Source organism: Streptomyces silvisoli (assembly GCF_029269905.1).
Lineage (GTDB): Bacteria > Actinomycetota > Actinomycetes > Streptomycetales > Streptomycetaceae > Streptantibioticus_A > Streptantibioticus_A silvisoli_A.
The window spans coordinates 1-23,774 of sequence record NZ_JARJBC010000007.1 but is presented as its reverse complement, the minus strand read 5'-3'; the positions used below and the strand labels follow the sequence as shown (position 1 = coordinate 23,774).

At 70.0% G+C, this 23,774-nt stretch carries 24 protein-coding genes and 2 pseudogenes; 13 read left to right on the top strand and 13 right to left on the bottom strand.

Going from position 1 to position 23,774, the window contains the following annotated elements; genetic code table 11:
• Nucleotides 1-233: 233 nt before the first annotated feature.
• Nucleotides 234-1,016: an SDR family NAD(P)-dependent oxidoreductase gene (locus P3G67_RS13325; RefSeq protein ID WP_276093660.1), complete on the bottom strand. Its 783-nt coding sequence runs from the start codon at nt 1,014-1,016 to the stop codon at nt 234-236.
• Nucleotides 1,017-1,102: 86 nt separating this feature from the next.
• Between P3G67_RS13325 and P3G67_RS13320 the strand changes: the two genes are divergently transcribed.
• A complete protein-coding gene (locus P3G67_RS13320) occupies nt 1,103-1,954 on the top strand; it encodes a helix-turn-helix transcriptional regulator (RefSeq protein WP_276093659.1) in 852 nt (283 codons plus the stop codon).
• A gap of 216 nt (nt 1,955-2,170) precedes the next feature.
• Here the strand turns inward: P3G67_RS13320 and P3G67_RS13315 are convergent.
• A pseudogene (locus P3G67_RS13315) lies at nt 2,171-2,385 on the bottom strand (telomere-associated protein Tap); the annotation flags it as partial.
• A 94-nt stretch (nt 2,386-2,479) separates the two neighbouring features.
• Here P3G67_RS13315 and P3G67_RS13310 point away from each other — a divergent pair.
• Nucleotides 2,480-2,839: a hypothetical protein gene (locus P3G67_RS13310; protein WP_276093658.1), complete on the top strand. Its 360-nt coding sequence runs from the start codon at nt 2,480-2,482 to the stop codon at nt 2,837-2,839.
• A gap of 61 nt (nt 2,840-2,900) precedes the next feature.
• Here P3G67_RS13310 and P3G67_RS13305 read toward each other — a convergent pair.
• From P3G67_RS13305 to P3G67_RS13290, 4 genes and pseudogenes are all read right to left on the bottom strand, one after another.
• Nucleotides 2,901-3,203 (bottom strand): annotated as a pseudogene (locus P3G67_RS13305) (SCO5918 family protein); the annotation flags it as partial.
• 50 nt (nt 3,204-3,253) lie between these two features.
• The gene (locus tag P3G67_RS13300; RefSeq protein WP_276093656.1) at nt 3,254-3,658 is read right to left on the bottom strand and encodes a CBS domain-containing protein; all 405 of its coding nucleotides are present in this window, start codon (nt 3,656-3,658) and stop codon (nt 3,254-3,256) included.
• Nucleotides 3,659-3,703: 45 nt separating this feature from the next.
• On the bottom strand, nt 3,704-5,200 hold the full coding sequence (locus P3G67_RS13295; protein ID WP_276093655.1) for a DEAD/DEAH box helicase: 1,497 nt from the start codon (nt 5,198-5,200) through the stop codon (nt 3,704-3,706).
• Nucleotides 5,201-5,538: 338 nt separating this feature from the next.
• Nucleotides 5,539-5,742, bottom strand: a complete 204-nt coding sequence (locus P3G67_RS13290) for a cold-shock protein (protein ID WP_037861485.1) — start codon at nt 5,740-5,742, stop codon at nt 5,539-5,541.
• Nucleotides 5,743-6,871: 1,129 nt separating this feature from the next.
• On the opposite strand from P3G67_RS13290, the gene P3G67_RS13285 reads away from it, so the two are divergent.
• The 3 genes from P3G67_RS13285 (at nt 6,872) to P3G67_RS13275 (ending at nt 8,106) form a co-directional block, all read left to right on the top strand.
• On the top strand, nt 6,872-7,216 hold the full coding sequence (locus P3G67_RS13285; protein ID WP_276093654.1) for a MerR family transcriptional regulator: 345 nt from the start codon (nt 6,872-6,874) through the stop codon (nt 7,214-7,216).
• A gap of 216 nt (nt 7,217-7,432) precedes the next feature.
• The gene (locus tag P3G67_RS13280; protein WP_276093653.1) at nt 7,433-7,756 is read left to right on the top strand and encodes an STAS domain-containing protein; all 324 of its coding nucleotides are present in this window, start codon (nt 7,433-7,435) and stop codon (nt 7,754-7,756) included.
• Between the two features lie 146 nt (nt 7,757-7,902).
• Nucleotides 7,903-8,106: a hypothetical protein gene (locus P3G67_RS13275; protein WP_276093652.1), complete on the top strand. Its 204-nt coding sequence runs from the start codon at nt 7,903-7,905 to the stop codon at nt 8,104-8,106.
• A 59-nt stretch (nt 8,107-8,165) separates the two neighbouring features.
• Here the strand turns inward: P3G67_RS13275 and P3G67_RS13270 are convergent, their stop codons facing one another.
• Nucleotides 8,166-8,627: an SRPBCC family protein gene (locus P3G67_RS13270; RefSeq protein WP_276093651.1), complete on the bottom strand. Its 462-nt coding sequence runs from the start codon at nt 8,625-8,627 to the stop codon at nt 8,166-8,168.
• A 1,446-nt stretch (nt 8,628-10,073) separates the two neighbouring features.
• Nucleotides 10,074-10,349 carry a helix-turn-helix domain-containing protein gene (locus P3G67_RS13260; RefSeq protein ID WP_276093649.1) on the bottom strand — a complete coding sequence of 92 codons (276 nt, stop codon included), beginning with the start codon at nt 10,347-10,349 and terminating at the stop codon, nt 10,074-10,076.
• 60 nt (nt 10,350-10,409) lie between these two features.
• Here P3G67_RS13260 and map point away from each other — a divergent pair, with 60 nt between their 5' ends.
• The gene (gene map / locus P3G67_RS13255) at nt 10,410-11,177 is read left to right on the top strand and encodes a type I methionyl aminopeptidase (protein WP_276093865.1); all 768 of its coding nucleotides are present in this window, start codon (nt 10,410-10,412) and stop codon (nt 11,175-11,177) included.
• Nucleotides 11,178-11,476: 299 nt separating this feature from the next.
• Here map and P3G67_RS13250 read toward each other — a convergent pair whose 3' ends face one another.
• The 3 genes from P3G67_RS13250 to P3G67_RS13240 form a co-directional block, all read right to left on the bottom strand.
• Nucleotides 11,477-11,632 (bottom strand): DUF6131 family protein, encoded by a 156-nt coding sequence (locus P3G67_RS13250; protein WP_269856343.1) that lies wholly within the window; start codon nt 11,630-11,632, stop codon nt 11,477-11,479.
• 161 nt (nt 11,633-11,793) lie between these two features.
• Nucleotides 11,794-12,273, bottom strand: coding sequence for a hypothetical protein (locus P3G67_RS13245; protein WP_276093648.1), 480 nt, complete (start codon nt 12,271-12,273; stop codon nt 11,794-11,796).
• Between the two features lie 28 nt (nt 12,274-12,301).
• Nucleotides 12,302-12,859, bottom strand: a complete 558-nt coding sequence (locus P3G67_RS13240) for a hypothetical protein (protein ID WP_276093647.1) — start codon at nt 12,857-12,859, stop codon at nt 12,302-12,304.
• A 560-nt stretch (nt 12,860-13,419) separates the two neighbouring features.
• Between P3G67_RS13240 and P3G67_RS13235 the strand changes: the two genes are divergently transcribed.
• Together P3G67_RS13235 and P3G67_RS13230 are read left to right on the top strand one after the other, a co-directional pair.
• Nucleotides 13,420-14,079, top strand: coding sequence for a hypothetical protein (locus P3G67_RS13235; protein WP_276093646.1), 660 nt, complete (start codon nt 13,420-13,422; stop codon nt 14,077-14,079).
• A gap of 270 nt (nt 14,080-14,349) precedes the next feature.
• Nucleotides 14,350-15,021, top strand: coding sequence for a Pr6Pr family membrane protein (locus tag P3G67_RS13230; RefSeq protein WP_276093645.1), 672 nt, complete (start codon nt 14,350-14,352; stop codon nt 15,019-15,021).
• Here P3G67_RS13230 and P3G67_RS13225 read toward each other — a convergent pair.
• Complete coding sequence (locus P3G67_RS13225) at nt 14,996-15,697, bottom strand: hypothetical protein (RefSeq protein ID WP_276093644.1); 702 nt, start codon at nt 15,695-15,697, stop codon at nt 14,996-14,998. The genes P3G67_RS13230 and P3G67_RS13225 overlap by 26 nt on opposite strands.
• A 13-nt stretch (nt 15,698-15,710) precedes the next feature.
• A complete protein-coding gene (locus tag P3G67_RS13220; protein ID WP_269856349.1) occupies nt 15,711-16,292 on the bottom strand; it encodes an RNA polymerase sigma factor in 582 nt (193 codons plus the stop codon).
• A gap of 201 nt (nt 16,293-16,493) precedes the next feature.
• Here P3G67_RS13220 and P3G67_RS13215 point away from each other — a divergent pair, with 201 nt between their 5' ends.
• The 5 genes from P3G67_RS13215 to P3G67_RS13195 all read left to right on the top strand — a co-directional run bounded on the left by P3G67_RS13215 (nt 16,494) and on the right by P3G67_RS13195 (nt 23,696).
• The gene (locus tag P3G67_RS13215; protein WP_276093643.1) at nt 16,494-17,321 is read left to right on the top strand and encodes an SAM-dependent methyltransferase; all 828 of its coding nucleotides are present in this window, start codon (nt 16,494-16,496) and stop codon (nt 17,319-17,321) included.
• Nucleotides 17,322-17,501: 180 nt separating this feature from the next.
• Nucleotides 17,502-18,680 carry an acyl-CoA dehydrogenase family protein gene (locus P3G67_RS13210; RefSeq protein WP_276093642.1) on the top strand — a complete coding sequence of 393 codons (1,179 nt, stop codon included), beginning with the start codon at nt 17,502-17,504 and terminating at the stop codon, nt 18,678-18,680.
• Between the two features lie 156 nt (nt 18,681-18,836).
• Entirely contained in the window at nt 18,837-20,987 is a 2,151-nt protein-coding gene (locus P3G67_RS13205; RefSeq protein WP_276093641.1) for a serine/threonine-protein kinase, read from the top strand.
• Nucleotides 20,988-21,057: 70 nt separating this feature from the next.
• On the top strand, nt 21,058-22,176 hold the full coding sequence (locus P3G67_RS13200; RefSeq protein ID WP_276093640.1) for an NAD(P)H-dependent flavin oxidoreductase: 1,119 nt from the start codon (nt 21,058-21,060) through the stop codon (nt 22,174-22,176).
• Nucleotides 22,173-23,696, top strand: a complete 1,524-nt coding sequence (locus tag P3G67_RS13195) for an acyl-CoA synthetase (protein WP_276093639.1) — start codon at nt 22,173-22,175, stop codon at nt 23,694-23,696. Before P3G67_RS13200 ends, P3G67_RS13195 begins: the two co-directional genes overlap by 4 nt.
• Nucleotides 23,697-23,774: the final 78 nt, after the last annotated feature.

Here is a 23,774-nt window from a genome sequence, read left to right as displayed (position 1 = left end):
CTCGATCCGTCTCGCGGCAGGCGCACGCCAGGGAGTAGGCGACCGACGGGATTCGCTGACCTGCTGAAACGCTTCTCACGCCGTGCGGGAATCCCGTGTTGAGGTGTGCGGATTCCCCGTGAGGGCGCGAGGACGTTTCCATCGGATACGGCGACGCCGCGCGGAGGGCCTCGACGGCAGCGGTTCCACCCTCGCCTCTGGGCGGCCATCGTCGACCGCCTCGGCTCTCCCTTTCAGGCGCCGGCGCCGCCGTCGACCGGCACGATCGCGCCGGTCACCATCGAGGCACGGTCGCTGAGCAGCCACGCGGCCACCTCGGCCACCTCGCGGGGCTTGGCCATGCGGCCGAGTGGGGTCGCCGCGTTGTTGCGCTCGATGATGCCCGGGGACACGGCCTCCCACGCGTCGATCATCTCTGTGGCGGTTCCGCCGGGGGTTATGCCGTTCACTCGGATGCCCTGACGGCCCCAGGTCACGGCCGCGGTCTCGGTGATGCTGTTGAGCGCGCGCTTCATGGCGCCATATGCGGGGAGGGCGGGGTTCGCGCGGCGGCTGCCGATGCTCGAGGTGTTGACGATCGCCCCGCCGCCGTTCCGTCGCATGAGTGCGGCCTCGGCGGTCATGGCGGTCCAGTGCGAGCGGAAGTTCACGGCGAACTGCTCGTCGATGTCCTCCTCGCTCGTGGTGTCGAGCGGGCCGGGCTGCTGGATCGCCGCGCCGTTGTTGAAGGCGCCGTCGAGCCGTCCGTGCAGCTCCTCGACGCGGTCGACCGCCGCGCGGATGCTCGCACGGTCGGCGAGGTCCAGGGCGACGGCGTCGGCGACGCCTCCGTCGGCGCGGACCTCGGTGACGATCCGCTGGAGGGCGTCCGAGCTGCGGGCGGCGAGCACGACGGCGGCGCCCTCGGAAGCGAACAGCCGGGCCGCGGCCGCCCCGATGCCGCGGCTGGCGCCGGTGATGAACACAACCTTGCCGGTGAGCAGGCCGATGGGTGCGCTGTCGATGTCGTTCGTCATGCCGACACTGTGCATCCGGTCTCCAGGCCGGATGCAGGCACAGGCGGTACCAGGATCCGTCGCCGCGCAGCGTGCAGACTTGGGCTATGGACAAGCAGGAGCTCGGGGCGTTCCTCCGGAGCCGCCGTGAGCGGCTCCGGCCGGAGGACGTCGGCCTCCCCTCCGGACCGCGACGCCGGACACCGGGCCTTCGCCGTGAGGAGGCCGCGGTCCTCGCGCACATCTCCACGGAGTACTACGTCCGGCTCGAACAGGGCAGGGCGCCGCGGCCGTCGGGCGAGGTCCTCGCCGGGGTCGCACGCGCGCTGCGGCTCACCGACGCCGAGTCCGACCACCTCCACGTCCTCGCGGGTACCGCTCCGACCCGTACCCGGGTGCACCGGCGCGACGTCCGCCCGAGCATCCTCGCGCTCCTCGAGCGGCTGCCGCAGACGGCCGCTTTGGTCATGTCCGCCGCTTTCGAGGTGCTCGCGTGGAACGACCTGGCGGCCGCGCTACTGGAGGACTTTGGCGGGCTCGCCCCCAAGGACCGCAATCTCGCGCGCCGGGCATTCCTCGGGCCGAGGCGACCTGACGCGACGCAGTACGGGATCTCCGACGCCGCCGAGTTCCGGCACCATGTCGTCATGGAGCTCCGTGCCACCCTCGCCCGCTACCCGACGGACCCGGCGGTGACCGGCCTCGTCGACGAACTCCGCGACGCCAGCCCCGACTTCGCCCGCCTCTGGGAGCGGCATGACGTGCAGGCCGCGCCGATGCTCACGAAGACCTTCCGCCACCCGGTCGTCGGGGAGATCACCGTCGACTGCGACGCGCTCGCGCTCACGGACCGCGACCAGCACCTCGTGCTCTACAGCGCGCCGCCAGGATCTTCTGGAGCCGAGGCTCTGGCACTTCTGAACGTACTTGGAACCGAGGCTGGTGATTATCTGCGGTAGCGCCGCAGTCAGCCACGGCGAACTGTCGTGAGCCCGGGGTGACTTGCTGGTCCGGTCGGCCGGGGCCTACTCGCCCAGCACCGGCCCTGCGGGTCGCGCAGTCACCGGAGGCGTCGTCGACCCATCGTTCGAAGGCGACGCGGTAGACGGCAAGGCGGGCCTCGGCGGCCGGACCCGCCTCCGGGCCACCGACACCACGCCGCCAGCGTTCCCCGGCCACAGGCCGAACCCACGTTGCGTCAACTTCCACTTCGCGCGCCCGCGATCTGCTTGACCACCGAGTGGCCCTCCGGCAGACGCAGGAAGCGGCACTGCTCGTGGTCCTCCCGGCGCTTCGGCAGGCCGAGTTCCACGGCCGCGGACGCGGTGAACGCGATCAGCGGGTCGGAGTCCTTGCCGTGGCGGTGCAGACGCGGCGCACCGAGACCCGCCGGGCCTCCGGCGTCAAGACCGTATGCGCCCGTCTTGCCCGATAGTGCCAACGCCCATGACGCCCGGACGGGCCGTTGCATAGAATTCGATCTCATGCCGAAGCCTGACGAGCTGATCGTTGACATCGCCGCCCTTGTGGAGTCCGGGCGGAGCAGTCAGATGTCCCTGACCGTGGTCACCGGTGGTGCTGTCATCACCGGTCGCCTGGCTCCCGAAGCCGTGTGGAGGCAGAGGGTGTCGGAGGTGCTGGCGGATTCCGCCCGCCTGGGCGAGTTCGCCGCTGTCTTCGACCCTCCCGCGAAGAAGGACGGGCCGCCCACGCATCTGCACTTCCATGTCGCCCGGATCCTGCAGGGCACGGTGGGGATCCCGGGGACGGGCGGGATGTACCGCGTCGCGATCGAGGACGTAAGTGCCTGGACCGTGGGGGACTTCAGCTACTCCGACCACTGACCCCCGACTCGCCGCGCCGAGAAACCGTCCTGTCCGGCTCGCGCCTGTCCGTCGGCCAGACGGACAGGGGAGTGCCGAGCATTGCGGAAGCCCGCTGGTATGGGCTGGCCATGGGCGCAGGTGTGGCTTCGGGGCTGGTGCGGCAGGTGAAGCCGAGTTGGGCCATGGCCCTCAGGACTTCGCCGGTGGTGAAATCACGCCGGTCCTGGCGGGTGATGACCTGGCCGACTTGCTTGGCGGGGTAGTGGCGTCGTCCGATGATGACGCACTCACCGGTGACCGGCTCGGGCTTGACGCCCTTCATGGATTCCAGCACGCCGCTCTTGGTCAGGTCGAACGGGAAGCGGGCGATGACGCAGCGCATGATGCCTCACAGGGAGAAGAGAAGTCGGGGCCGGATGTACTGAGGGCGGTTCAGCGGGAGAGGGCGAGCACATCCGGAGCGGTGCTGTGTTCTTCGGCCACGGGCAGGGTCCCGGGCGGCCGGTGGCACATCGTGTGCTCGGCCTCGGCCGACGTGTTCAGCGGGGATGCGAAGGACCCCAAGCCGTCGGCGATGTCGCGCAGGCGGAGCTGGTCCGTGTATCCGGAGCTGTCACGGACGGCGGTAAGCCGGGCCAGGGTGACCAGGCCGGTGCACTGGCCGTCCTCGTCGCAGATGACCAGGTGCCCCGTACGGGCGGCGGCCATGACGGACAGCGCCACCTCGACGGTCATCGCGTCCCAGACCTGCGGGCCGACCGCTTCCATGGCGTCGACTGCCGTCCTGTTCATTGGGCTTGTGTCCGCCGAGCTGGGGTGCGTCTGGACCAGCGTCAAGAGGTGCCTCCTACAGTGATGGTCAACTTCCTGATGACGAAAGTTCTAGGCTGCCGCGTCGGAGACGGACCGCCGTACGGGCGCGCGCCGGGCCGCCGCAGCGGGGCGGCGTCGGACGCGTGAGGCGGCGCCGCGCTTGTTGGGACGTTCGGCCACCGGTGCGGCGATGACGACCGGGATGCCGGAGGGGGCCTGGGCTCCGGTGATGCGGTGCAGGACCTCTTCGCCGGAACGGACCTGGGTGGTCTGCGGGACGATGCCAGCCGCTGCCATGAGGCGCGTCATACCGCGCCGCTGGTTCGGGGTGACCAGGGTGACGACGCTGCCGGACTCGCCGGCGCGGGCCGTGCGGCCGCCGCGGTGGAGGTAGTCCTTGGCGTCGGTCGGTGGATCGACGTTGACGACGAGGTCGAGGCTGTCGACGTGGATCCCGCGCGCAGCGACGTTGGTCGCCACCAGCACGCTGACGTGCCCGGACTTGAACTGCGCCAGCGTGCGGGTGCGCTGCGGCTGCGACTTCCCGCCGTGCAGGGCGGCGGCCCGCACCCCGCTGCTCAGGAGATGCTCAGTGAGGCGGTCGACGGCGTGTTTGGTGTCGAGGAACATGATCACGCGGCCGTCGCGTGCGGCGATCTCGGTGGTTGCCGCGCGCTTGTCGGCGTCCTGGACGTGGAGCACATGGTGCTCCATCGTCGTGACCGCGCCAGCCGAGGGGTCGACGGAGTGCACGACGGGATCGCTGAGGTAGCGGCGCACGAGCAGGTCGACGTTGCGGTCGAGGGTGGCGGAGAACAGCATGCGCTGCCCGTCGGGGCGGACCTGGTCGAGCAGGGCGGTGACCTGCGGCATGAACCCCATGTCAGTCATCTGGTCGGCCTCGTCGAGGACGGTGATGGCGACCTGGTCCAACTGGCAGTCAGCGCGGTCGATGAGGTCCTTGAGGCGCCCGGGTGTGGCGACGACGACCTCCGCGCCGCCGCGCAGCACGCCCGCCTGCTTGCCGATCGACACCCCGCCCACGACCGTGGCCAGCCGCAGCTTCACGGAGCGGGCGTACGGAGCGAGCGCGTCAGTGACCTGCTGCGCCAGCTCACGCGTCGGTACGAGGATCAGTCCCAGCGGCTGCCTGGCCTCGGCATGCTGCCCGGCGGTGCGGGCCAGGAGCGCCAGCCCGAAGGCGAGGGTCTTGCCGGAGCCGGTGCGTCCCCGGCCCAGGACGTCGCGGCCGGCGAGGGAGTTCGGCAGCGTCGCGGCCTGGATCGGGAACGGCACGGTCACGCCCTGCCAGCCGAGCGCGGCCAGCAGTTCCCTGGGCATGTCGAGATCGGCGAAGCCCTCCACAGCGGGAAGCGCGGGGGTGATCGTCGTGGGGAGTGCAAACTCACCGTGCAATGCGGCGCGTCGGCGGCTGTAACCGCCGGAACGGGCCGGTCCGCCGGAGCGACTCGGGGCCGACGAGCCGAATCGGCTGCCGCTCTTTCCGGAGTCGGCACTGCCGTTACGGGTGCGGGCGAAGCGGTTGTTCGCGCGTGTGCGGTTCATGCGGAACCTTCCTCGATGCGGCACATATAGGGGAATTCCCGCAGCGGTGATCCGCACGGAGAATTGCAAGAATGAGCCGAATGGAACGCGAGAGAGAATCTGGTCGCGTGCAGTCTGCGCAGGCGCCGGTATCGAGAAGGGCGACCGCGATGTGGATGCAGTGTTCGGAGCCTCGGCCGCCGCGCGGCCAGTGCGTGCATCTGCGTCCCTGATCCCAGAGCGGCGAGTACGGATTCCTCGGGGGTTTCCCCAGTTGAAACCGTCACCGTGAGGGGTATGCGGCTGGGGCCCGCACCCCGAAGGATGCGGGCCCCAGCTACGAGTGCGCGTCAGTCGCGTCAGGCAGGAACGATGTTCTCGGCCGTCGGGCCCTTCTGGCCCTGCGCGATGTCGAAGTTCACCTTCTGGCCTTCGAGCAGCTCGCGGAAGCCCTGGGCGGCGATGTTCGAGTAGTGGGCGAACACGTCGGCGCCGCCACCCTCCTGCTCGATAAAGCCGAAACCCTTTTCCGCGTTGAACCACTTCACGGTGCCAGTAGCCATGTCATTTCTCCTTCGGGGCAGTTCACCGGTATCCGCACCGTGCGGACGCCGTGTCGCCGCGATGATTACCCCGCCCGGAGAAGACCGGAATTACAAAAGTACTTCCAGTGGCACAGAAGCCGACCGGAACGCACGAAGTTTCGGGAACCACAACCGCAACTGGGACCGACAGTAGCACGTCGCAACGGCCTGTGCGTGTTGAATAATTCCACTTCGGCCCTTGCGGCAATAAATCTGTGTGCAGGTCGCGTTGAACTCTCACTCCGCGGGCACAGATATTGATGCCGTCTGGTCGCAGTATTGCAGGAAGAGCGTTGCTGCGCTCGGCGCGGTCTTGCTGAGGCAGAGCCACCGGCGAACAGCGCCTCCAGGCCACCCGCGAACGCCGCGCCGCCGACCGCACCATCGCGACCTGGGGCCGCCACAACACGACCAGCCGCCGACGACCGCCCACTCGAGTTGAGGTCGCTGACGGCGACGGTCACCGCCTCGACGGTGGCGCCGAGTTCGAGGGTGTGGCGGCCTCCGCTGTGGCGCAGGGCGTTGGTGGCGAGTTCGCAGACCATGAGTGCAAGGGCGCGCCGCCCCCCGCTCTGGATCGGGTGTGGCCCCAGGCTCAGCGTGTGCCCGTCGAGCCGGGATTCGACCCCGGGAACCACTACTTCCGAGGGCAGCGGCGACAGAAGTCCACGCATCGGTAGCGGAGAAAAACTGTCACGGCGACAGTAGACATTGCCCCGTCGCAGGGTTACTGTTTAGTCGTACCCAGGAAGTCGAGAGGGCACGGCAGACACGAACTGCCGTGCAAGCAGGTCAAGTAGGACGTCCCCACGGGGACCGCAAGCAGTACCCGCGGTATCCAGCAGTACATCCAAGTAACCGAAAGTAAGGAGCAGAACGCCATCAGGATCGCCCGGGCGAGGAAGCCAGTCCGCCCGGGTACCGCAGGCCCCGGATTGGAAGGTGGTCCCCGGTCACGCATCCGCGATCCCCGCAGTCCCGCCCTCCCAGGCGGAACCTGCGGACAAAGAAGGCCGGCACAGACAGCCGGTAGATGGTGTTGAAAGCTCGGGGCCCGGGTGCCAGACGGCACCCGGGCCCCCCGACGCGTCCCCGAAAGAAGAGGTCTATGCCCCCTGCCAGTTCCCGAGCCGTCGACAACCTCGACGACGACGACTACCCCGCCTACACCATGGGGCGGGCCGCCGAGATGCTCGGCACCACCCCCGCCTTCCTCCGCGCCCTTGGCGAACACCGCCTGATCACCCCCCTCCGCTCGGAGGGCGGCCACCGCCGCTACTCCCGCTACCAGCTGCGCATCGCCGCACGTGCCCGCGAACTCGTCGACCAGGGCACCCCAATAGAGGCCGCCTGCCGCATCATCATCCTCGAAGACCAGCTCGAAGAAGCCCAGCGCATCAACCAGCAACTGCGCACAGCGGGCCGCCAGTCGCCGCCGAAGACCTCAGCCTGATCAGAACGCCTGCCCCGAGGTGAACACCGACCGCCCTGACGCCCGGCCCGCCGCGCATAGTGACCGGAGCATCCAAGCCCCGCTGCCGCGCGGGCCCTGCCGAACCGGCTGCCGGGCCCGCTCGGTCCGCGCCCACGGGCTTGACCTGGGTGGACACTGCGGCTGGTACCGGCGTTTCCTGGAGAGAAGGCGCACCGCACCTGTGAGGGAGCGCGCGTGCTCGACGCATTCCGCGTCGAGGTCCAGGACTCTGGGCCCGACGACTGCCAGGTGTTCGTGACCGGGGAACTGGACATCGCCACCGCCCCGGATCTGCGCATGACCTTGTACTCGGCGGTTACCACATACCAGCGGATCAGCGTCGATCTGTCGAACCTGCAGTTTTGCGACTGCGCCGGGCTCAATGCCTTGATCGGCGCGGTTCGCCGCGCTCAGGCCCACGGTTGCGACCTGCGCCTTCGCGCCGTTCCGCAGGTCCTTGCCCGACTTCTCCGGCTGACCCACACGCGCGGCACCTTCACCCTCGAAACGAACCCTTGACCGGACGCCGCGGAACACGAGCCCGCCCGTGCCCGTCCCCGATCTACCTTCCGGGGCGATTCACGGCTGCCAGCGGGCCGCCTGCCAGGCCTGCTGGACCGCCGCGCCAGCCTGCGGCGGCCACCCACTGGGCGCACGATGGGTCCATGCAGAACGCGCCTCTCGTGGTGCACCCGCTCCAGGATGCCGGGCGGCTGATGACGATCCTCAACGAGCCCGTCGGCGTCGCCCGGTCGCTGCGTGATGTCGAGGACGTCCTACAGCGGGCCGGGCTCAACCCGGACGAGATCGCCATGGATGACCCGGACCTGATCGAATGGCGCGGCGGCGGACCCGACGTGTGGGCCTAGAGACGCCCGGACCAGCGCCTGAGCCGCTCGATGCCGGGAGCTGAACGATCGCACGCGGTTCAGTCCCCTGGCCGGATCCGGCCTCGCCAGGCTCCCGTCTCGCCACCGCGGTGCTCGATGTACTCCTTGAAGCGCCGCATGTCGCCCTTGACGCGCCGGTCGATGGTGCCGGTCAGGTCGGCGGCCTTCTCCGCGGCCCCGCTCGGCTCGACGTCCATCACCAACTCCACGCGCGTGTGCACCTCGTCCACGGGCTGGAAGCGCACCATGCCCTTCTGCTGGGTGTCGCCACCGACCGTTCGCCAGGTGATCCGCTCGTCGGGGAGCTGGTCGACGATTTCGGTGTCGAACTCCCGCCGTACGCCACCGATCTTGGTGGTCCAGTGATTGTGGCGGTCGTCGACCTGCCGGACCTCCTCGACGCCTTCCATGAAGTTCGGGAACTCCTCGAACTGCGTCCACTGGTTGTAGGCGGTGTGGAGGGGCACGTCGACCTCTACCGACTCTTTCACCGTGGTCATCAGGGGCTCCTCACTGTCGTCCCGGCAGCGCGGCGGTGCGGCCGCCGCACTGGACACACACTGGTGCGGGTACCCGTTCACGCTCGTTTATGCGCGAGGGCCGAAAGGCGATCAGGTGACCGGAGGACGGTGCGCACGACTTCCGCGACCGGGAGCGAAGGCGCATTGGGCGCAGCCACAACCGGACGGCAGCAACGGTCACGGTGCCTGGTAGGCATACGCCCGTTTGTCAAAGCGCGTGATCGTCACATACTTGATCCACTCTCACTCCTTCTAGGAGACGTCTCACCCATCCGGTCGATTGCTGGTGGCGCCACCAACCAGGACATTGGAATGGCCATCGAGGTAGACATGGCACGGGGTGGAGGGGTCTTCCCCGCCGCCTCTCCTCCTGCACAGCCTGCAGGGGACTGAGGCCGACACTGTAGACGGGTGTCGGCCTCACTACGCGCAGGAACCGACCCCGGACGAGGGCACCTGGAGGCGGTCGATCTTCTCGATCGCGTAGAGCTGCGCATCGCCGCACGCTTCGAGCGCCTTGCGAACTCGCTCAGCCTCCCCACGGGTTGCATACCGGCCCACGCGGTAGCCGCTGCCGTTGCTCTCCTGCCGGATGAGGGCCCATCTCAGCTCTAACCATCCGCTGCTATCCGAGGACGAGGCTATTCGCATATGCCGGAGGGTACGCCGCGGCAGGGTCCTCGTTGCCATCTGCGGAACCAATCCCCTCGATCCGGTGGACTGTTGGCGAAGCAGATTTTGCCCGCGCGCCCCGCCGGAGACGGGCGGGTCGAGTAAGTGCGGTCCATGACGGGGACGTTGCTGACCGTGGTGGACGAACGGCCAGGCCGCCCAAGCGCCGGGGCAGCCAGGTGTGCCAGGTCGGTGTCTTGACGATCCGTGACACGCAACGGGCCGCCGACTGAAGCGGACGTCAAAGGCGAAGCTACGGGGGGAAAGTGAGGCGCGCCCGCGGGCTGACGCCAGCGCGGCGCAAGAGCCCCTCGACATCGCCCAGCGACTTCGCGACGTCGACCGGCTCCCTGGCGGGGCGCCGCCCCGCCGCCCCGGTACTTTCCCCGGGCGGGTCACCCGGCCGTGATCGGGCCGACGTAGGTGCCAACGGAGGCGTCGATGATCTGGCCGGTCACCCAGCGGCCCTGCGGGCCCGCCAGGAAGCCCACCACATCCACAGCTTCCACAGGCACGGCCGAAACCCATCGCCGCCCAGTAGCGCGCAACCGCTCCGCCGAGCCCAATACCACCGCCACAACGCACAGCGCGCGGTCATCAGCCTCATCTGGGTGGCGTAGGCGGGCGGCGGGTGGGTCGCGATGCAGGTCCAACCGCCCGATCTTCGCGTGGGAGGCGACGGTGGCCGCGAGGCCCGGCCACCGGTCCAGCACCGTGCCGCCAGCAGCCGGGCCCCGAACCCGGTTCTGGCGGCTACGCCGACATGGTCTGCTCGCCGCCTTCGGCGTCTTCCGCGCAGGCGGCGGCGAGGTCGTCCAGGGACAGGTTCAGCGCGTGGGCCAGGGCTGCCACGGTGAAGAAGGCCGGGGTCGGGGCCCGGCCTGTTTCGATCTTGCGGAGGGTTTCAGCGGATACCCCGGCGGCTGCTGCCACGTCGACCATGCTGCGGTCACCGCGTGCCTGGCGAAGCAGGAGCCCGAAGCGCTCTCCGCGTTGCCGCTCCTGCGGACTCAAGGGAACTCTCACCATGCCTGTGATACTAATACCGGTATAAGTATTGGGTAGCGTCGCATGGCAGGAGTCACCAACATGGTGGAGATCAAGACCGACACGGCACTGGAGGCGATGCGAGAAGCCGGTCGCGTCGTGGCCCACGCACTCGCGGCCGCCCGCGCGGCTGCAGCTGTGGGAGTTCGTCTGCGCGAACTCGACGAAGCCGCTCGCGCCGTTCTCACCAAGGCCGGAGCACGTTCTCCGTTCCTGGGCTACAAGCCCTCCTTCGCCCCGACCCCCTTCCCCGCCGTGATCTGCGCGTCCGTCAACGACGCCGTCTCGCACGGCATCCCCGACGACTACTGCCTGCGCGACGGCGACCTGGTCAGCATCGACTGCGGAGCCGAACTCGACGGCTGGACCGGCGACGCCGCGATCAGCTTCACCGTCGGCACCCCACGCCCCGCCGACCTCGAACTCATCGCCGCCACCCAGCAGGCCCTGGATGCCGGCATCGCAGCCGCCACCGTCGGCCACCGGATCGGCGACATCTCCCATGCCATCAGCACGGTCGCCCGCAAGGCCGACTGCGGCATGCCAGCCGACTTCGGCGGCCACGGCATCGGCCGCCAGATGCACGAAGACCCCCATGTCCCCAACCACGGACGTCCCGGCCGCGGCTTCCCCCTGCGCCACGGCCTCGCCCTCGCCATCGAACCCATGCTCATGGCCGGAGGACGCAACGACTACTACACCGATTCCGACGGATGGACCCTGCGCACGATCGACGCCAGCCGAGCCGCCCACATCGAACACACCATCGCCATCACCGAGGACGGCCCCCGCATCCTCACCCTGCCCTGACCTCGGATCCGGTCCCGCCCGGAAGTCAGACGCATCAGCCAAGCCCTTGCACGCGGAGCGGACGGCGCGTGTGCGCGGGGTGGTTGACCGTCCCGAACCGATCACCCCGAGATCGGCCGTGCCCCTTCGTGTCGACGGCCCGAGCCGTGTCGCTCACCTTGACCGCCTCCGAGCGCCAGCTTGTTCTCGATAACGGGCACCCGCTGGAAATCGACTTCGGCCCACTTCGGCAGCGTCACCGGATCTCGCGCCTGGGCACATCCTCCCTTCGCCGGCCGACGACCGCTCGTGCTCCTTCGCTACCAGTAGTGCCGTCGGCCGCCGATAGCGTGCCCAACGGAGCCCAGGAGCCAAAGGATCGCCCCGATCACCACAAGGATGATCCCGATCGTCCACAGAATGGCGATCTTGAGCAGGAATCCCACGATGAGGCAAATGATGCCGAGGATGATCACAGCAACCTCCGACCTCTCGGACAAGCCCTTTTTTCCACGATGATCCCGCGGACTTTCAGCGGCGCCCTTCGCCAGGTGGCACCCGCTCCGGCCGCGCCCGAACGAGCGCTGTCAGAGGGCGGCCACGTGCACCGCGGCCGGAGGCGCCGACCCTCATTCCGCTACGTGCCGAGGAGGCGGTTGAAGAACGCACGGTAGTGCCGCAGGGCAAGGCGTAGGTCTTCCGTGCCCACCTCTCCGCCTCGGTGCCACTGCTCCTCCAGACCCTCCTTGTGCTTGGCGAAGCGTGCGGCGAGCGTTCGCATGACATCGGCGACCAGCCCGTCGGCCGCGTGTACGGCGTCACGCGGGTCGTCGACGAAGTCCCCCTGGATTTTCTGCCAGCGGTCGCGGAATTCCTCCGCGTCCTCGCCGGTGAGCAGCGCAGGGGTTTCCTCCTCTGCTGCGGTAGTGGTCTCCGCCTCTTCGTTTTCGGTGCGTCCTGTCTCCTCCGTTTCGGCGGTCCCCGGCGTCGCTCCCGTGCTTTCGCCAGGAAGCGTGGGAGCCTCCGCCTCGGTCTCATCGCCTCCCGCTGGGGCGCGGACAAGATCCTCGGTCGACAGTTCGCCGCCGCCGGACTCGGATGGTCCTTCGCGCTGCATGCCTTCTCCTCCTTCCCGTTGTGATCACTCAGGCTCGGGCGTGCCGGGTCTGGCCGCCGTCGGAGAGCAGTTCGTCGAAGAGGGCGCGGTAGTGCACCATGGCGCTACGCAACTGCTCGGTGGTCGCCTGGTGCCGGGTACTGAGTTCGTCGACCTTGTGGGCGGCTCGGTAGTGCTCAAGCGTCTGGCTGTGCTCTACGGAGAGGTCTTTGAGCTGTTGCTCGAAGTCCTCGGTGGGGTAGCCGCGCTCATGCATCAGCGAGGTCACGAGGCGATCGGCGTCATGCACGGCGTTTTCGGGCCGGTCGACGAACTCTTCCTGGACGCTGCCCCATTCTCGCGCGTAGCGGTCCCGGACGTCGCTCGGCAATGGCTTGATGTCCAATGCGTCGTGGCGCTTTTCACGTGCGCTGAGTTCGCGCTCTGCCGCCATGCGGCTGTCGGCCCTTTCAACCGTCCGGTCGTACTCCGGGCCGAAGCGCTCGCGTAGACGGCGGCGGCGTAGGACGAGTGATGAGGCCACCGCGATCAAGGCGATCACCACCACAACGGGGATGATGATCGCTAGAAGTGTCCCTGTCGACATCAGGTCAACCCCTTGCTCTACATAACATCCGATAAGCCGTTTACCCGTATTAATTGCCTGGAAACGGCCAACGTAAGGCCGCCGAGCTGACCGAGCCGTGGGCGCGGCCGCAATTTCGTTACGGATCTTGTAGGGGATTCCATGTGGCCCGGCTGAGGTGCGCCCCGTCCCGCCCCCGCCCGCCAGGGCCTCCCGGGCGAGGGTCGTAACCGATCGTCCCCCACAGCGCGTGCGCGCAGCAGCGTTGTCGGCCCGGTGTGCCGGGTGGGACGTGGTCGTGGGCTCCGGCTTGTTGATCGAGACAGGGATCTTCGGGCGGGGGAACACAGAACGTGGTGCCCCGTTGCCGGGTGTGTTCAAGGGGGGTGGGTGGCAATGCTCCGGTGTCGATTGTCGTGACGTGTATGGCGTTACGCCACGGGGCTGTAACAGGCGCCGACTTGGACTGTTGTACATGCCAAAGTCATTGCAGCCGCTGGTGGTTGCGTCCGTCCAGGGGCGAAATCGGAGTCATCGCCACCGGATGCGGGGCGACATCGTCGAAGTGAAAGAGGGACACCATGCGTACCAGGGCTGCTCGTTGGGGTCTGTCGACTGCCGTGCTCGTCGCCGCAGGTCTGGCACTGACCGCGTGCGGACCCAACGACGCGACCTCCGCCGCCGGATCCTCCACCAGTTCGTCCGCCCCCACGAGTTCCGCACAGCCCGGCACCCAGTCCACCGCCAAGGGCAGCCAAGGCTCCGCCCACGGCACGCCGTCGGGCACTCCCAAGAAGCATGGGGTGCGCTGCACCGACCAGATCAACTACGCGGGAGACCCGCGGTCCAACGCCGAAATCAACAGCATCGGCGAGCAGACCGGCTACTGCCCGCCGGTGTCCGCCTCCGGCGGGAGCGGCGTCGCCAACGCGGGTGACCACCGCACGGTCGTCGGCAGGCTGGGGTACCTCGCGCCCGGCAAGCTGATAGTCAAGCCCCAGGGCGGCGGCACGGACCAGGCATTCCTGGTCTCCAACGCCACGCAGATCCTCGGCGCGGCCGCGATCTGCTCCGACAACACCGAAGGCCGTGTGACCATCGGCCACGACGGCTACGGCACCTCGAAGTGCACCGTGGACCAGCTGGAGACGGCTGCGAAGACCAACAGCGTGACTGTCCGCCTCACCATGAACCCCAAGTCCGGCGGTGCCGAGACGGTCGAGGAGAAGTACCACCCGTAAGCCCCCGGCACCCCGTGCCGTGCGCGCCCGCTGGACCTTTCCCCGACCTGCCGGGAGCCGGGGGAGCTGTCCTGGATGAGCGATGTTCGGCGCGCAGCGCCGCCGTAGGCGATCTTGGCAACTCGGCGCGGGCCGCCCGCTCCATGAGCGGGCGGCCCGGACGCGCTGATGGCGGGCCGAAGGGGGGAGGTCAAGGAGCCCTCATGCGTGGCGTCGACTCGATGTCGCATGACCCTCGATTCGTACTACCTGTTGTAGTAGCGTGCGCTCATGTCAGCCATGACGCGGGGCCTTGGGGCGGCCAGGGTGGCGATCGCGCTGCTCGCGGTGAGCGCGCTCGCCGTGACGTTCGACCAGGCGTTGCACATCGGTGAGGGTGCGGCCAACTGGTTCTCCTACTTCACCAACCTGTCCAACCTCTTCGGTGCCGCGGTGCTGTTGGTCGGCGGCCTGGCGCTGTTGACCGGCCGCGACCCGATCGGTGACGCGTGGCGGGGTGCCGCGGCGCTGTACCTGGCGGTGACGGGGATCGTCTACTGGACGCTGCTGGCCGGCCAGGAACGCGGCGATGTGATCGTCTGGGCCAATGTCGTGGTGCACGCCGTGATGCCGGTGGCGGCGCTGGCCGACTGGCTGGCAGGTCCGCCCGCCCGTCCGATCCGCTGGGTGGGCGGACTGCCCTGGCTCGCCTTCCCGTTGGCCTACCTCGCCTACTCGCTGTTGCGCGGTCCGTTCGCGCACTGGTACCCGTACGACTTCCTGGACCCGCGCCAGCCGGGCGGCTACCTGCATGTGACGACCTGGGCGTTGGCCGTCACGGCGGCGTTCGTCTTCCTCATGTCCCTGATCGTCGGTCTGGGCAACCGCCTCACGGGACCTGGCCCGATGCCTGTCGAGGAACTGGTGAGCGGCACCCTCACGCCGATCGATCCCCGGCCGTAGGCGAGGCGAGTCGGCCGCACAGGGTGGGGCCGGGGCGGGGGATGCGACCGAAGTCGCCCTCGGCGCAGTCGGCCTGGAGGCGGGCGATGGCGCCGCGCAGCGCCGCGGGCAGTCGCGGGGTGAGGCCGCGGTGCCACTGCACCAGTAGGTCGCGGCAAGCCGACTCCGACAGCGGCAGCGGCCCGTTGGCCCGCGCGGGTTCGGGGTTGGGCTGGGCCGCGCCCGGCGGCCGGGTGGCCTGCCCGCGCCAGTGGTCGGCGTCGCGGAACTCGCCGCGGCGGCGGTGGTCGAGGAAGAGGCAGTAGGCCGCGGTACGGCTGCCGCCGCCGGCCGCGAACCGCCACCAGAACTCGGCCGCCTCACCATGCCCGGCCAGGTGCAGCAGGGCGGCGAAGACCAGGGCGCCCTCCGGGTCGATCCGGTCGTGGTCGACCAGCCGGTCCAAACTGGCCGCCGCCTCCGGTGCGTTGAGCACCAGCGCGCAGGCCAGGTCGAGTTCGTGCCGGGCCTGCTCGTGCGCGGTGGGGCACGGCGCGGCGCCCGCGGTGGTGCTGCCCATGCTGCGGGCCACCGCCTCCCGGGCGGCGACCGGATCGTAGTCCTCGTACTCGTGCGCCAGCACCTCGGCCGTGCCGAGCAGCGCCTCTATGCTGTCGCCGTCGCGGCGTGGACGCATCCGTCCGGCCCCCTCACTCCCGCCACGGAATCCCTAGCCGTGCGGCCAGTTTCCTCCTCGCGATGCTCACATGCGACCGTACGGTGCTTTCCTCCACGCCCAACAGCGCGGCGATGAACGGGTCGTCGTAACCCAGTGCGAAGCGCAGCACGATCACGTCGCACTGCCGCTCGGGTAACTCGGCGATGGCCGAGTACAGTCCGATCCTGCTCTCCAGGACCGCGAACTGCTCCTGGGCCTCGCGCAGTGCCCGGGAGACGGCGTCGAAGGCGGCGGTCTCGGTGAGCGCCACCGGGCGGTCGTGTGCGCTGAGCCAGTTCGCCACGTGTTCCTTCAGCACGGTCCAGGCGTAGAACGGCACCGACTCCTGGCGCAGCACATGCGGCCACGACGTGGCGAGTTGGCGCGATATGGCGCCCTCTATGCGCAGGGCGGCGGCCCGGCTTCCGGTGTGCAGATGGGCGTAGCGCAGCCACAGCAGGTGGTGGGTGTCGTGGAAGGCCTCGAAGGTGAGGGCGAGGCGGCGCACGGGCTGCCGCAGCGGAGGGCCGGACGGGCCGTCGGGCGCGGATGGGTGCGGGGGATTGGTGTTCACACGGTCCTCTGCTGGATTTCACGACCGCGCCCGTGGCTGACGGACGGCGGCGTCGGAGCGGGGGCGTTGTGCCCTCGCCTGTCAGCCAATCGGACAAACGGCCCTGGTGTGTAACGCGGCCCCGTAAAAATCTTCCGCAGCGTAATGGTATGACTACTGCAACTCCGGGTTCCCATCGGTCCGGCACGGGGAGGGGTGGTCATGGACGAGTGCGCACACGGCGCGTCCGGCGTGGACCTGCGGCTGGACCGGGCGCATTCGGCGCGCATCTACGACTACTTCCTGGGCGGCAGGACCAACTTCGCCGCCGACCGGGAGGCCGCGGCGAAGGTCCTCGGCGTCTTCCCCGCGGCCCAGCTCGCCGCCCGGGTGAACCGCGAGTTCATGCACCGCGCCACCCGCGCCCTGGCCCGTGCCGGAACGCGTCAGTGGCTGGACATCGGCACCGGCATCCCGACCTCGCCCAACCTGCACGAGGTCGCCCAGGAGGTCGCGCCCGAGGCGCGGGTCGTCTACACCGACAACGACCCCATCGTCCTCGCCCATGCCGCCGCGCTGCTGCGCAGCCATCCCGAGGGCCGTACGGCCTATGTGCAGGCCGATGTCACGGATCCGGCGGCGGTGCTGTCGGCGCCGGAACTCCTCGGCACCCTGGACCTGTCGCGACCGGTGGTGCTCAGCCTGAACGCCCTGCTGCACTTCGTCGACGACGAGCGGGGCGGCGGTGCGCACGCCGTCGTCGAGCACTTCAAGCGGGCGCTGCCGCCGGGCAGCGTACTGGCCGTCACGCACGCCACGGCGGACTTCGCCCCCGAGGCGCTGGCCGAGGTGACCGCCATCTACCGTGCGGCGGGCACCCCGGTACGGCTGCGCGACCGGGCGGAGTTCGCACGGTTCTTCGACGGCTGGGAGCTGTTGGAGCCGGGCATCACCCTCTCCCACCGGTGGCGCCCCGACGACCCGCGCGATGTCGCGGCGGTCAGCGCGGCCGAGGCGTCCTGCTACGCCGCGGTGGCCCGCAAGCCATAGCGCCTGTCCCGCGGATCCCGCGTCGTGGGCCGCGGCAGCGGCCAGTCCACCGGGCCGCGTGATCCACCCGGCAGGCGCCAAGTCGCCCTCGCCGTGCGCCCCTTCCAGGTTTCTGCAACGCGTTCTACTCTGTGCGCCGACACCGCGGGACCGCCGGGACACCAGACCTCAGGAGGGGCCGTGCACCTGGACTACACCCCCGAGCAGCAGCGCCTGCGCGACGAACTGCGCGCGTACTTCGGCACGTTGGTGCCCGACAACGCCTACGCCCGACACCACGACCCGGCGGGCCAGAAGACCTTCTACCGGGAGACCGTCCGCCGCCTCGGCGCGGACGGCTGGCTGGGCGTGGGCTGGCCCGTGGAGTACGGCGGGCGCGGTCTGACCCCCATGGAGCAGTTCGTCTTCTTCGACGAGGCCGCGCAGGCCGGAGTGCCGCTGCCACTGATGGCGCTCAACACCGTGGGACCGACGATCATGCAGTTCGGCACGGACGAACAGAAGGCGTACTTCCTGCCGAAGATCCTCTCCGGGGAGATCGACTTCGCCATCGGCTACAGCGAACCCGACGCCGGGACCGACCTGGCCTCGCTCAGGACCCGCGCCGTTCGCGACGGCGACGGCTACCTGGTCAACGGCCAGAAGATCTGGACCACCAACGGCGACACCGCCGACTGGGTGTGGCTCGCCGTGCGCACCGCCCCGGACGCCCCGCCGCACCAGGGCATCAGCATCCTGCTCGTACCGACCAGCGACCCCGGCTACTCCTGCACCGTCATCCACACCCTCGCCGGGCACGACACCACCGCCAGCTACTACGAGAACGTCCGGGTGCCCGTCACCCGCCGGGTCGGCGAGGAGAACAAGGGCTGGCGGCTGATCACCACCCAGCTCAACCACGAACGCGTCACCCTCGCCGCACACGGCACGATGGCCATCCGCGCGCTGCACGACGTACGGCGCTGGGCCGCCCTGACCAAGCTCGGCGACGGCCGCAGGGTCATCGACCTCGGCTGGGTGCGCGCCCGGCTGGCCCGCGCACACGCCAGGCTGGACGCGATGAAGCTGCTCAACTGGCAGATGGTGGACGCCCTCCAGCGCGGCACGCTCACCCCGCAGGACGCCTCCGCGGTCAAGGTCTACGGCTCGGAGGCACGACGCGACGCCTACGCCTGGCTGATGGAAGTGGCCGCGGCGGCGGGCCCGTTGAAGGAGGGATCCGCCGGGGCGCTGCTGCACGGGGAGTTGGAGCGAGGCTACCGAAGTGCGGTGATCTTCACCTTCGGCGGCGGTAACAACGAGATCCAGCGGGAGATCATCTCGTGGATCGGCCTGGGCATGCCGAGGGTCCGCCGCTGACCGGCCCTTCCCCAACGCCGCTCCCGCGAAACACGCGCTGCGCGGAGGCGGATGCGCGAACCCGGCCGTGATGCGCCGTGCCGTACCCTGCACGGCGCGGCCATACTGGAAAACGCCGGGTGACAGAAGCGAAACAACGGGGGGCGGCGGCTTGCGATGGGGGAGAACAGGCTGATTCGGGAGCGATACCGGCTGATCGAACTGATCGGTCGCGGTGGCATGGGCGAGGTGTGGCGCGCCGAGGACGAGGCGCTGGGCCGCAAGGTCGCCGTCAAGTGCCTCAAGCCGATGAAGACCTCAAGCGATCCCGCGCACACACGGGCGATGGAACTGCGGTTCCGCCGCGAGGCGCGGGTCGCCGCCTCGCTGCAACACCGCGGCATCACCGTGGTGCATGACTTCGGCGAGGACGACGGGGTGCTCTACCTCGTGATGGAACTGCTGGACGGCCGCAACCTGCTGCAACTACTGGAGGACGGACAGCGCATCCCGCTTCCGGTGCCCGACCTGCTGGACATCGCCGAGCAGGTCGCCGCGGCGCTGGCGTACACCCACGCCCAGGGGGTGGTGCACCGGGACCTGAAACCGGCCAACATCATCCGCGTGCCCGACGGCACGGTGAAGATCTGCGACTTCGGCATCGCCCGGCTCGGCCATGACATCGGCTTCACCTCCCGGCTGACCGGCACCGGCATGGCGATGGGCACCCCCCACTACATGTCGCCGGAGCAGATCGCCGGGGGCGAGATAGACCACCGCAGCGACCTGTACTCGTTCGGCTGCGTGCTCTACGAACTGGCCACCGGCGCCCCGCCGTTCGACATGGACGACGCCTGGGCGGTGCTGGTACGGCACCGGGACACCGCGCCGGAGCCGCCGCGCGAGCACCGCCCCGAACTGCCCGAGGCGCTGGAGCGGCTGGTCCTCGACCTGCTCGGCAAGGAGCCGGACGACCGCCCGCAGGACGCCCAGGTGATCGGCAAGAGGCTCGCCGCCATCCAGGCCAGTGCGGAACGTGCGGGCGAACTTCCCTTCTGGGCCCGGGCGTTGACCCTCGGCCCGCTGGCGGTCGGCCGCCGGGCGCTCCGGCCGGACGCCGGGGGCGGCATACCCGCCGGGGCCTGGTACAACGCCGCCTGGGCGGCCCGGCCGCGGCACACCGTGGATCCCGAGCTGCTGTCCGTGCTGGCCAGTAGGTACAACGCGGCCCTCAGCCTGGGCAGGCTCGGCCGCTGGGCCGAGGCGGTGGAGGTGCACCGCGCCGTCGCCCAGGCCCGCGAGGACGCGCTGGGCGCCGAGCACCCCGAGACCCTGGCCAGCCGCTACGAACTGGGCTTCGCCCTCAGCCGGCTGGGCCACGCGCAGGAGGCGCTCCACGAGTACGAGCAGGTGGTCGCGGCCCGCAGCCGGACGCTGGGCGCCGACCATCCGCAGACGCTCGCCGCCCGGCAGGAGACCGCGTTCGCCCTCGGCAGGCTCGGCCGCCACGAGGACGCCCACCGGGTCTACACCGACGTGCTGGCCGCCCGGGAGCGCACCATGGGCGCCGACCACCCCGACACCCTGCGCTGCCAGCACAACCTCGCCTTCAACCTCGGTCGGCTCGGACGGCTCCAGGAGTCCTACGAGACGGCCCGCGAGGTGGCCGCGGCCCGGGCCCGGACGCTGGGCGCCAGTCACCCGGACACGCTGGTCACCCGCTTCGAAGTCGCCTACACACTCGGCCAGTTGGGCCACTGGGAGGACGCGCTCGCCGAGTACCGGGACGTGGCCGCGGCCCGCTCCGGCAGCCTCGGCCCCGACCATCCGGACACCCTGGCCGCCCGCTACGAGGTCGGCATCTGCCTGGGCCGGCTCGGGCGCAGCGAGGAGGCGCTCAAGCTCTACCGGGAGCTGGCCGCGGTGCGCGCCAGGGTCCAGGGAGCCGACCACCCGGAGACGCTGCGGGCCCGGCACGGCATGGGCGTCAACCTCGGCAGGCTCGGGCGCTGGAAGGAGGCGCTCGCCGAGGCGCGCCAGGTGTACGGGATCCGTGCCAGGGCGCTGGGCGCCGAGCACCCCGACACGCTGGTCAGCGGACGCGAAGTGGCCGTGGCCCTGGGATGGTTGGGCCGCTGGGACGAGGCCCTGAGCCTCTACCGCGCCGTCGCCGAGGGGCGGGAGCGGGCGCTCGGACCCAACCATCCGGACACCCTGACCAGTCGCAACGACGAGGCGCACTGCCTGGAGCAACTCGGCCGTGGCGCCGAGGCGGTGGACCTGTACCGGAGGGTGGCGGCGATCCGCCGGGAGTACGCCCGGTCCTGAGCCCAGCAAAACTGACGTCACGTCAGAAAATCTCTTCCCCTCGTCGGCGGCGTGCGGCATCCTGCCCCTCATGGAGACGGAGCTGAGCCAGCGGCTGGGCATCGAGCACCCCATCTTCGGCTTCACGCCGTTCCCCGCGGTCGCCGCGGCCATCAGCAAGGCGGGTGGGCTCGGCGTACTGGGCGCGGTGCGCTACGGGGCCGTCGACGACCTCGCCCGCGACCTGGACTGGCTGGACGCGCGCACCGGAGGCCGACCGTACGGGCTCGACGTGGTGATGCCCGCCAAGAAGGTCGACGGCGTCTCCGTCGCCGAGATCGAGGCGATGATCCCCGAAGGGCACCGGCAGTTCGTCAGGGACACCCTCGCCCAGCACGCCGTGCCCGAACTGCCACCCGGCGAGGAGTCCGGCTGGCGGATCACCGGCTGGATGGAGCAGGTCGCCCGCTCCCAGCTCGACGTCGCCTTCGACCACCCGGTCAAGCTGTTCGCCAACGCCCTGGGCTCACCGCCACCCGACGTCACCCAACGCGCCCATGACAACGGCGCGTTGGTGGCCGCGCTGGCCGGCAGCGCCCGGCACGCCCGACGCCACCAGGAGGCGGGCATCGACATCGTCGTCGCCCAGGGCTACGAGGCGGGGGGCCACACCGGCGAGATCACCACCATGGTGCTCACCCCGGAGGTGGTCGCCGCGGTGGCCCCGCTGCCGGTGCTCGCCGCGGGGGGCATCGGCAGTGGAGAGCAGATCGCCGCCGGGCTGGCGCTCGGCGCACAGGGCGTCTGGCTCGGCTCGATCTGGCTCACCACCCGTGAGGCCGAGCTGAACTCCCCAGCGCTGACCCGCAGGTTGCTCGCCGCCGGATCCGGCGACACCGTCCGCTCCCGCGCCCTGACCGGCAAGCCCGCCCGCCAGTTGCGCACCCGCTGGACCGAGGCATGGGACGACCCGGCGAGCCCGGACCCACTGCCGATGCCGCTCCAGGGGCTGCTGGTCGCCGAGGCGGTCTCCCGCATCCAGAAGTACGAGGTCGAACCACTGCTCGGCACTCCCGTCGGCCAGATCGTCGGCCGACTCAACTCCGAACGACCGGTCCAGGCCGTCTTCGACGACCTGGTCCGCGGCTTCGAGCGGGCCATCACCCGTGTCAACCGGATCGCCGGACGCGAAGGAGGTCGTCCCCGATGACCACGACCGTCAACGGATTCTGGGCGCAGGCCGCGCAGAACCCCGACCGGACCATGCTGGTCGCACCGGACGGCGAGCGGTGGTGCGCGAAGCGGCTGCACGCCACCGCCAACCAACTCGTGCACGGCCTTCGGGCCGCCGGGCTCGGACCCGGCGACGCCTTCGCCGTCGTACTGCCCAACGGCGTCGAGTTCTTCACCGCCTATCTCGCCGCCGCGCAGGCCGGTTTCTATCTCGTACCGGTCAACCACCATCTCGTCGGCCCGGAAATCGCCTGGATCGTCGCGGACTCCGGGGCCAAGGCGCTGATCGCGCACGAGCGGTACGCGCCGCAGGCGCGGGCCGCCGCGGAGGAGGCGGCGCTTCCGGCGAGCCACCGCTTCGCGGTGGGGGACGCGCCGGGGTTCCGGCCGTACTCCGCGCTGCTCGACGGGCAGCCCTCGGAGCCGCCGCGGGACCGCACCTCCGGTGGGGTGATGAACTACACCTCGGGAACCACCGGAAAGCCGCGTGGCATTCGGCGCCCACTGTCCGGAAAGCCTCCGGAGGAAACCCATCTCGGCGGGTTCCTCGGCTTCTTCGGCATCAAGCCGTTCGACGACAACGTGCATCTGGTGTGCTCGCCTCTCTACCACACGGCGGTGCTCCAGTTCGCCGCGGCGGCACTGCACATCGGGCATCCCGTGGTGCTGATGGACAAATGGACGCCCGAGGAAATGCTGCGGGTGATCGACGCGTACGCGTGCACGCACACGCATATGGTGCCGACACAGTTCCATCGCCTGCTGGCGCTGCCCGGCGAGGTCAAGCGGCGGTACGACGTGTCCTCCATGCGGCACGCCATCCACGGCGCCGCGCCGTGTCCCGAGCACATCAAGCGGGCGATGCTGGAGTGGTGGGGGCCGTGCGTGGAGGAGTACTACGCCGCGAGCGAGGGCGGCGGGACCTTCGCTCCCGCCGCCGAGTGGCTGAAGAAACCGGGCACCGTCGGGCGCCCCTGGCCGATCAGCGAGATCGCCATCTTCGACGACGCGGGGAACCGGCTACCGCCGGGGGAGTTGGGGACGGTGTACATGTCGATGACCACCGGCGGTTTCCGCTACCACAAGGACGAGGACAAGACGCGGAAGAACCGCATAGGAGACTTCTTCACGGTGGGCGACCTCGGGTTCCTCGACGCGGACGGCTATCTGTATCTGCGTGATCGGAAGATCGACCTCATCATCTCGGGTGGGGTCAACATCTATCCGGCGGAGGTGGAGGCCGCGCTCCTGACCCACCCCGCGGTGGCGGACGCGGCGGTGTTCGGCGTGCCGCACGAGGACTGGGGGGAGGAGGTCAAGGCGGTGGTCGAACCGGCTCCGGGGCGGGATGCGGGGCCGGAGCTGGCGGAGGAGATCCTGGCGCACTGCGGGCGGGTGCTGGCCAGGTACAAGTGCCCGAGGTCTGTTGACTTCATCGCGGAGATGCCGCGGGATCCCAACGGGAAGCTCTACAAGCGGCGGTTGCGGGCCCTCTGACGTGCGCCGCGTTGCCGGAGGGGGTGCGGGCGGGGGCGGGGGGGCCGCCCCCCCCCCGCCCCACATCCCCCGAACGGG

Excerpts from the sequence above, each read along its gene's own strand:
- P3G67_RS13320 (WP_276093659.1), top strand. The coding sequence starts at position 1,103 with ATGGACAAGCAGGAGCTCGGGGCGTTCCTCCGGAGCCGCCGTGAGCGG.
- P3G67_RS13240 (WP_276093647.1), bottom strand. The coding sequence starts at position 12,859 with ATGTCGACAGGGACACTTCTAGCGATCATCATCCCCGTTGTGGTGGTG.
- P3G67_RS13325 (WP_276093660.1), bottom strand. The coding sequence starts at position 1,016 with ATGACGAACGACATCGACAGCGCACCCATCGGCCTGCTCACCGGCAAG.
- P3G67_RS13295 (WP_276093655.1), bottom strand. The coding sequence starts at position 5,200 with ATGAACCGCACACGCGCGAACAACCGCTTCGCCCGCACCCGTAACGGC.
- P3G67_RS13225 (WP_276093644.1), bottom strand. The coding sequence starts at position 15,697 with ATGCGTCCACGCCGCGACGGCGACAGCATAGAGGCGCTGCTCGGCACG.
- P3G67_RS13235 (WP_276093646.1), top strand. The coding sequence starts at position 13,420 with ATGCGTACCAGGGCTGCTCGTTGGGGTCTGTCGACTGCCGTGCTCGTC.
- P3G67_RS13290 (WP_037861485.1), bottom strand. The coding sequence starts at position 5,742 with ATGGCTACTGGCACCGTGAAGTGGTTCAACGCGGAAAAGGGTTTCGGC.
- P3G67_RS13230 (WP_276093645.1), top strand. The coding sequence starts at position 14,350 with ATGTCAGCCATGACGCGGGGCCTTGGGGCGGCCAGGGTGGCGATCGCG.
- P3G67_RS13200 (WP_276093640.1), top strand. The coding sequence starts at position 21,058 with ATGGAGACGGAGCTGAGCCAGCGGCTGGGCATCGAGCACCCCATCTTC.
- P3G67_RS13275 (WP_276093652.1), top strand. The coding sequence starts at position 7,903 with ATGCAGAACGCGCCTCTCGTGGTGCACCCGCTCCAGGATGCCGGGCGG.
- P3G67_RS13215 (WP_276093643.1), top strand. The coding sequence starts at position 16,494 with ATGGACGAGTGCGCACACGGCGCGTCCGGCGTGGACCTGCGGCTGGAC.
- map (WP_276093865.1), top strand. The coding sequence starts at position 10,410 with ATGGTGGAGATCAAGACCGACACGGCACTGGAGGCGATGCGAGAAGCC.
- P3G67_RS13245 (WP_276093648.1), bottom strand. The coding sequence starts at position 12,273 with ATGCAGCGCGAAGGACCATCCGAGTCCGGCGGCGGCGAACTGTCGACC.
- P3G67_RS13260 (WP_276093649.1), bottom strand. The coding sequence starts at position 10,349 with ATGGTGAGAGTTCCCTTGAGTCCGCAGGAGCGGCAACGCGGAGAGCGC.
- P3G67_RS13285 (WP_276093654.1), top strand. The coding sequence starts at position 6,872 with ATGCCCCCTGCCAGTTCCCGAGCCGTCGACAACCTCGACGACGACGAC.
- P3G67_RS13205 (WP_276093641.1), top strand. The coding sequence starts at position 18,837 with ATGGGGGAGAACAGGCTGATTCGGGAGCGATACCGGCTGATCGAACTG.
- P3G67_RS13270 (WP_276093651.1), bottom strand. The coding sequence starts at position 8,627 with ATGACCACGGTGAAAGAGTCGGTAGAGGTCGACGTGCCCCTCCACACC.
- P3G67_RS13310 (WP_276093658.1), top strand. The coding sequence starts at position 2,480 with ATGCCGAAGCCTGACGAGCTGATCGTTGACATCGCCGCCCTTGTGGAG.
- P3G67_RS13195 (WP_276093639.1), top strand. The coding sequence starts at position 22,173 with ATGACCACGACCGTCAACGGATTCTGGGCGCAGGCCGCGCAGAACCCC.